Annotated in this window: 8 protein-coding genes; 5 read left to right on the forward strand and 3 right to left on the reverse strand. The window is 44.4% G+C overall.

The window, feature by feature from the left end; genetic code table 11:
* Nucleotides 1-311: Uma2 family endonuclease (locus tag O9295_RS17395; protein WP_287969651.1), on the reverse strand; the 311-nt coding region annotated here is incomplete at its 3' end.
* A gap of 225 nt (nucleotides 312-536) precedes the next feature.
* Here O9295_RS17395 and ftsY point away from each other — a divergent pair.
* From ftsY to O9295_RS17415, 4 genes are all read left to right on the forward strand, one after another.
* Nucleotides 537-1,871: a signal recognition particle-docking protein FtsY gene (gene ftsY, locus O9295_RS17400; RefSeq protein WP_061431710.1), complete on the forward strand. Its 1,335-nt coding sequence runs from the start codon at nucleotides 537-539 to the stop codon at nucleotides 1,869-1,871.
* A gap of 94 nt (nucleotides 1,872-1,965) precedes the next feature.
* Nucleotides 1,966-2,766, forward strand: coding sequence for a metal ABC transporter ATP-binding protein (locus tag O9295_RS17405; protein WP_288034146.1), 801 nt, complete (start codon nucleotides 1,966-1,968; stop codon nucleotides 2,764-2,766).
* Nucleotides 2,767-2,805: 39 nt separating this feature from the next.
* The gene (locus tag O9295_RS17410; RefSeq protein WP_002761589.1) at nucleotides 2,806-3,222 is read left to right on the forward strand and encodes a DUF3119 family protein; all 417 of its coding nucleotides are present in this window, start codon (nucleotides 2,806-2,808) and stop codon (nucleotides 3,220-3,222) included.
* A gap of 245 nt (nucleotides 3,223-3,467) precedes the next feature.
* Complete coding sequence (locus O9295_RS17415; RefSeq protein ID WP_288034148.1) at nucleotides 3,468-4,751, forward strand: DUF3086 domain-containing protein; 1,284 nt, start codon at nucleotides 3,468-3,470, stop codon at nucleotides 4,749-4,751.
* Between the two features lie 527 nt (nucleotides 4,752-5,278).
* On the opposite strand, the gene O9295_RS17420 is transcribed toward O9295_RS17415, so the two are convergent.
* Together O9295_RS17420 and O9295_RS17425 are read right to left on the reverse strand one after the other, a co-directional pair.
* Nucleotides 5,279-5,698 carry a type II toxin-antitoxin system VapC family toxin gene (locus O9295_RS17420; RefSeq protein WP_223210675.1) on the reverse strand — a complete coding sequence of 140 codons (420 nt, stop codon included), beginning with the start codon at nucleotides 5,696-5,698 and terminating at the stop codon, nucleotides 5,279-5,281.
* Nucleotides 5,683-5,940 (reverse strand): hypothetical protein, encoded by a 258-nt coding sequence (locus tag O9295_RS17425; RefSeq protein WP_002770259.1) that lies wholly within the window; start codon nucleotides 5,938-5,940, stop codon nucleotides 5,683-5,685. Before O9295_RS17425 ends, O9295_RS17420 begins: the two co-directional genes overlap by 16 nt.
* A 71-nt stretch (nucleotides 5,941-6,011) precedes the next feature.
* Here O9295_RS17425 and O9295_RS17430 point away from each other — a divergent pair, with 71 nt between their 5' ends.
* Nucleotides 6,012-6,347: a hypothetical protein gene (locus O9295_RS17430; RefSeq protein WP_288034150.1), complete on the forward strand. Its 336-nt coding sequence runs from the start codon at nucleotides 6,012-6,014 to the stop codon at nucleotides 6,345-6,347.
* The last annotated feature ends 124 nt before the right edge of the window (nucleotides 6,348-6,471 follow it).

Consider the following 6,471-nt stretch of genomic DNA (forward strand, 5'->3'; position numbering starts at 1 on the left):
TTGATCACGTTAGATTGACTATTCCCTTGATAGAGAGGTTGACCTTTAATCACCATCACATCGGGATAGGTGTAAATACTATAATCTGACAGCCATAAACGCACCGTTTCCATGTAGGTATAATAATCTTGATTATTGATATTTAAGGGAAAATTACGGCAAAAATTTAGACAAATCTGATTGTGATTAGTGGTGGCTCCTACCATTGGGATAATTTCTCCTTGACGATATTCATTTTTATCTTCGGACGTTTCCTCTAGGGCGAGATATTCTTCGGGAGTATAATATTTAGTTTCAGTAGTGGTTAACATTTTTGACTCTCCTTCCTATTCTATTTTCTAAGATACTGCATTTCTCTAAAAAGAGACAAAGTTATCCTTGAGCAAGGTTATCAATTGAGTGGCTCGGATCATATTTTTTGCTTAATCTCTGGCAAAAAATGCTGAGAAATCCACAATTAAAAATCTAACTATCAAAATTGCTCACTTCAAGGGTTAAGATAAACTAGATAAATAGTTTTATGTTTAGTTTCTCCTATGTTTAACTGGTTCCGTCGTCAGAAAGTCCAACCCGAACAAGAACAAGCACCCCCTGCACCCGTAGAGGAAACCCCCAGCGAGGCAACCAGTCAGGAAGACTATTTAGATTGGGCCAAAAAAGCCTTTAAAAATATTCAAGAGAAAAAAGCCACGGCCGAGGCCGTCGTGAGCGAAACCCCTGAGACATCTATTGCTGAAACCGAACCTCTGCAAGAGGAAGAACCGGTTAAAGAAGAAGAAACCGAGGATAATACCCCCGCATGGCTGAAAAAATCCGATCGCCTCGAAATTCTCAAAGAAACCGCCATCGAAACCCCTACAGAACCAGATGAGGACTTTATCTGGTCCGCCAAAGTTTTAGCCAATCAGGGACGACAAGCAGAGGACGTTTCGGAAGAAGAAATCACTTGGTTAAAAAAATTGCGTCAGGGTTTAGGCAAAACGCGCCGCAGCTTGGTCAATCAGCTTAAGGCCGTGGTCGGTCAGGGTCCCCTCAATCAAGATGCGGTGGAGGAAATCGAAGCTTTATTGCTTCAGGCCGATGTGGGGGTAGATGCCACCGATTATATTATCACTACCCTCCAAAATAAGCTAAAACAGGAAGCTTTGCCCCCCGAAAAAGCGATCGAATATCTCAAAGAAATTATCCGCGAGATTTTAGATGCACCTTTAGCCAATTATAGCAACCCCGGTTTTGAGCCAGAAAAAGGCAAATTAAATATCTGGATGCTCACAGGAGTTAACGGAGTGGGTAAAACGACGACTATCGGCAAATTAGCCCATTTATCTAAACAATCTGGCTATAGCTGTATGATCGCCGCTGCCGACACCTTTCGCGCTGCTGCCGTGGAACAGGTGAAAGTTTGGGGAGAGCGATCGCAAGTCGAAGTAATTGCCAACCCGGGCAAAAATACCGACCCGGCCGCCGTGGTGTACGATGGCATCGAAGCCGCTAAATCCAGGGAGGTAGAATTACTCTTAGTGGATACGGCGGGAAGATTGCAGAATAAAAAGAACTTAATGGCAGAATTAAGCAAAATTCGCCGCATTATCGACAAAAAAGCTGAGAGTGCCGTGGTGGAATCGCTTCTAGTTCTCGATGCCACTTTAGGACAAAACGGGCTGCGACAGGCCGAGGTTTTCTCGGAAGCTGCCCAATTAAGCGGCGTGATCCTGACTAAAATCGATGGTACAGCTAAAGGGGGTGTTGCCCTTGCCGTGGCGCGTCAGCTTAACCTACCGATTCGCTTTGTGGGTGCTGGGGAAGGAATCGAGGATCTGCGGCCTTTTTCCAGTTACGAATTCGTGGAAGCTTTACTGAGTGGCGATTGATCTCACCCTAGCTATCTTTCATAATCTTTTCATGGTTGCTTCATAATTGTCTCATTTTTAGTTATGCTAGAACTGGAGACTCAGGGTAACAACTATGCAAACGACAATTACAGTTAGTCATCTAGGAGTATATTATCGCGGCGTGGAAGCCCTACGGGATATCACCCTGAAAATTCATCCAGGACGATTAACCGGTATTATCGGTCCCAACGGTGCGGGCAAAAGTACCCTGATCAAAGCCATGCTAGGATTAATTCCCGTACAACAGGGAAGCGTTAACTATCAAGGGCAATCTCTACAGCAACAACTGGATAAAGTCGCTTATGTTCCCCAAAGATCTCAAATCGACTGGACCTATCCCGTCACCGCTTGGGATGTGGTAATGATGGGGAGAGTCAGAAAAACGGGTTGGTTTCGTCCTTTTTCCCATATTAGTCGTCAACAGGCTTTAAATGCCCTAGAACGGGTGGAAATGGCTGATTTACGCCATCGTCCCCTCGGTCAGCTGTCGGGGGGACAACAGCAAAGAGTCTTTTTAGCCAGATCTTTGGCCCAAGAAGCGGAGATTTTCTGTTTTGATGAACCTTTCGTTGGGGTAGATCAAAAAACCGAGGGGGTTCTTTTTAATATCTTTGGTGAGTTAGCCCAAGAAAATAAAATTGTCCTGGTGGTTAACCATGATTTAGGCGAATCTATCACCCATTTTGCTGATTTAATCCTCTTAAATAAAGAATTGATCCTCGCCGATCAACGATCTAAGGTCTTAACCGATTTTAATCTCCGGCGCGCCTATGGGGGTAAAGTCTCCTTCTACGATGCCATGACACCACTAGATCATCCCCGATCGAGTCTCGATTATTTCGATCGCCTCTGGAAAAACAATGCGATAAACTAGAAGCGAAGATATTTTGGCTGACTGCCGATAGGGACACCGATGAAAACTATTTCCCCGCAAGAAGTAACAGGAACGATCGAACTGGCTCCTAACTATCGAATTCCCCTGTTTTTGGTAATTTTATCGCTGCCTTTACTCTTTTTACAGGTCTGGCTCGGAATAATTTTCTCCCTGTTAGGGCTATTCTTGATGTTCCAGACTACCCGCATTCGTCTCCAGTTTACCCCCACTTCCCTAGATGTCTATCTGTCCGGGCAACAAATTCGCTCCTTTCCCTACCAAGAATGGCAAAATTGGCGTATTTTCTGGAACAAAGTCCCGATCCTATTTTATTTCAAAGAAATTAACAGCATTCATTTTTTGCCCATTATCTTTGACAGCGCAACCCTGAGACTGTGCCTCGAAAAATACTATCCTTTAGCAGCATCGCCAGCGATCGACTCAGAAGCGAACTAAGATTGAGTTAAAATAAAATCTGGCTAATAGCGTTTTAAGTGGGTAAGTGTTAAAAATTGTCAGATCCCCCCGCCTATCGGCACCCCCCTTATTAAGGGGGGCAGGGGGGGATCCCCCCGCCTATCGGCACCCCCCTTATTAAGGGGGGCAGGGGGGATCAAAGGCAATATCTATCGTCTATTAATTAGAACCACTTACTTAATTGCCTGCCTTGGCCCTTTGTTCGCTCTGCATTTCTAAAGCCGATGAATTCAGAAGATTTTAATGTTTTACCCCTTGACAAAATGACAGACTTACCTAATGAATCTGTCGAAGAATTTAGTTTTGATGATCTCTGGAACGATCGCCCGGTAGAGAATCCCCTGCCATCGGCAATCGCCCCCGAAGGCGAATTAGTTCCCCCAGCGCAGGCGCAACCTCTACGGGCAGAAATCGAGGCTCTAGAACGGCAAAAACAGAGCCTAGCGGCAGAAATATCGGCATTAAAAGCGGAAAGAGAACGCTTGATCGCCGAGGAACTAGGAGATATCAAAGCTCAAATCGAAAGAATGCTCAAGGAAGGCGTAAAAGACCTAGAACAACGCAAACAGGCTTTAGAATTGGCGATCGAACAGTTAGAACGCCGTCGTGAGCGTATTCGGCAGGAAATGCGGAGTAATTTCGCCGGAGTCTCCCAGGACATAGCCGTGCGGGTTCAGGGATTTAAAGACTATCTGGTGGGCAGTTTACAGGATTTGGCTGCGGCTGCCGAACAGTTGGAATTACCCCGTTTTGAAACCCCCGAAAAATCCCCCCGCTCCGTGGAACCCCCCCTGCGGATCGAACGGGAGGAAAACCCGCGCCCATCCCGTGGCAGTCAAGGCCGGGATTATCGGGAAGACAGTCCCCGTCCCCCCCGCACCAGTAACCAGGGCCAGGATAATTGGCAAGAACCCCGTCGTTCTAACCGTTCGGGTTATGAATCGGAACCGGTGGGGCAATCCACCCCTAGACAGGGCTTTTCTGACCAAAATCAGCGCATCCAAACTCTTTTAGACCGTTATCGCAGTCGTCCTGACTATTACGGTCCCCCTTGGCAATTACGGCGCACTTTTGAACCAATTCACGCCGAACGGGTGCAACAGTGGTTCTTTAAACAGGGGGGCCGGGGTACTGTTCGCGGTATGGGCAGCCGTCTCCAGAATATTCTGGTCGCTTCGGCAATTATCTCGATTATGGCGGAATTACAGGGCGATCGCTTCCGTTCTCTAGTTCTGGCTAATAGTCCCGAACGTTTAGGCGAATGGCGGCGCGGCCTCCAAGATTGTCTCGGCATTTCCCGCGCCGATTTTGGACCAGACCGCGGCATCGTTCTCTTTGAGTCTCCCGAAGCTTTAATTCAAAAAGCGGAACGTTTAATCGAGGATAAGTATTCACCGCTCATTATCATCGATGATACCGAAGAACGGCTCAATTTCGCTCTTTTACAATTCCCCTACTGGTTAGCTTTTGCCCCTGAACCTCAACAAAGTTCTAGTTATTGGTATTAACTAATTAGGGTCTGCGGCAAAAAGTTTTTCCTGGGGGCAGGGTGTAGGGTGTAGGGTGTAGGGTGTGGGGTTTTACCGATTTTGAGGTGGTCAATTACCTAATTTTCAGGGAAAAAGTACCTCAATTTTCCCCCCGCTCACTCCCATGCCAGGCACTTTTTGATTTCCAAAAAGTCTAAAAGTTTTATCCAACAAGGTTTTTAGATTTATTCAGCAAACCCTAAATATTTTACACAATTCATACCAGGTAAGCAAGAGGGCTACACCACTACTACCGAATCATTACCCGCCCTCTTTGAACAACTTCTGCTGCTCACCATAAGTGAGAGAAAATCACAAATAGGAGATGCACCCGGTTATGCCTGCTACGAATAAAGAAAAATGGTATTAGTTTTCCTTACGGGGGGATATAGCTTAAAACGGGTGATTTCTCGGTTATCCAAGCGGTAAACTTTTATTTAGGATGAATTGGGGACGTAAGCGACGGAGTTTGCGTCTCTTTGTTATCAAAAACTATAGTAAAGACCTTAGGGCAGAATCTCAAGACTTTGACAATGTTTAGGTCTAAATAATCTAAAATCTCGCTGATCTAATGTTAATATAAGCGTAATTTTGAGCCTTTCAGCGATCGCCATTACAGTTGCATCAACAAAATCAATACGACTATCTTTGTATTCTTCTAAAATCTCAGATACTCGAATTACATCAGTTTCACTTAAAGGAATTAAATGAAACCGACTTGCAGATAATCCTTTTAAAAAAGCCGCAACAGTGCTAACACCTGCACTACGACCTACTAAATAAGCGACTTCTGCTAAAACTGTTTGGGGTAATAATATTTGCTGATAGTTCTGATAAATAGCTACGACATCACTATGTTTTATATCTGATTGATTTAGCAAAGCAACTACAAACCCTGTATCACTTATTGTTATTTTTCTTTCCATGTCCATCCTGAATTTTCTTTAATCTCCTGTTGTAAAATTTCTTCAGATTGAGTTGCTAAATCTGGAGAACCTCTGAACAAACCAATTAGCGGGTCAGATTCATTTTTATCTTGATCATTTTCAGAAGTTGAAGGAACAATAAAAACCTCAACCATTTCACCAACAGCGAGTTCAGGGGTTTGAATTTCTATTTTATTACCGGGTAAAACTTGAGTGCTGATATGTAAAGAAGATTGTGTCATTTTTCAACAACTAAGCAATTTAAGGTATTTGACTCCTAGTATAACCTACCAGCAACGCAGGTAGTAACAGCTTGCTCCCTGCTGATACCCGCGACTTAGATGGCGATAGCAACATCACCGAAACAATACCCTTTGATATCGTCCGCAACCCTCGCATTAACGGTACTACAGTTGATATCGGTGCCTTTGAATTTACAACTCCCGTCAATCAACCTCCTGTTATCACCAATAAAACCTTTACCATTGCTAAAAGTATTGCGGTGGGTGCTACCGTTGGTACAGTCCCCATTAGTGACCCCGAAAATAACCCTTTTACCGTCACTATTACTAATGGTAATACCGATACAGATAACGACGGAACTCGTCCTTTTGCCATCAATAACTCAGGGGTAATTAGGGCTTGCTGAATAAATCTAAAAACCTTGTTGGGTAAGACTTTTAGACTTTTTGTCAATCAAAAAGTACCAGTTGTGGGAGAGATAGGGGGAAAATTCTGGGACTTTTTCTCTGAAAATTAGGTAATTGACCAGA

This window comes from Microcystis sp. LE18-22.4A (assembly GCF_027531105.1).
GTDB lineage: Bacteria > Cyanobacteriota > Cyanobacteriia > Cyanobacteriales > Microcystaceae > Microcystis > Microcystis aeruginosa.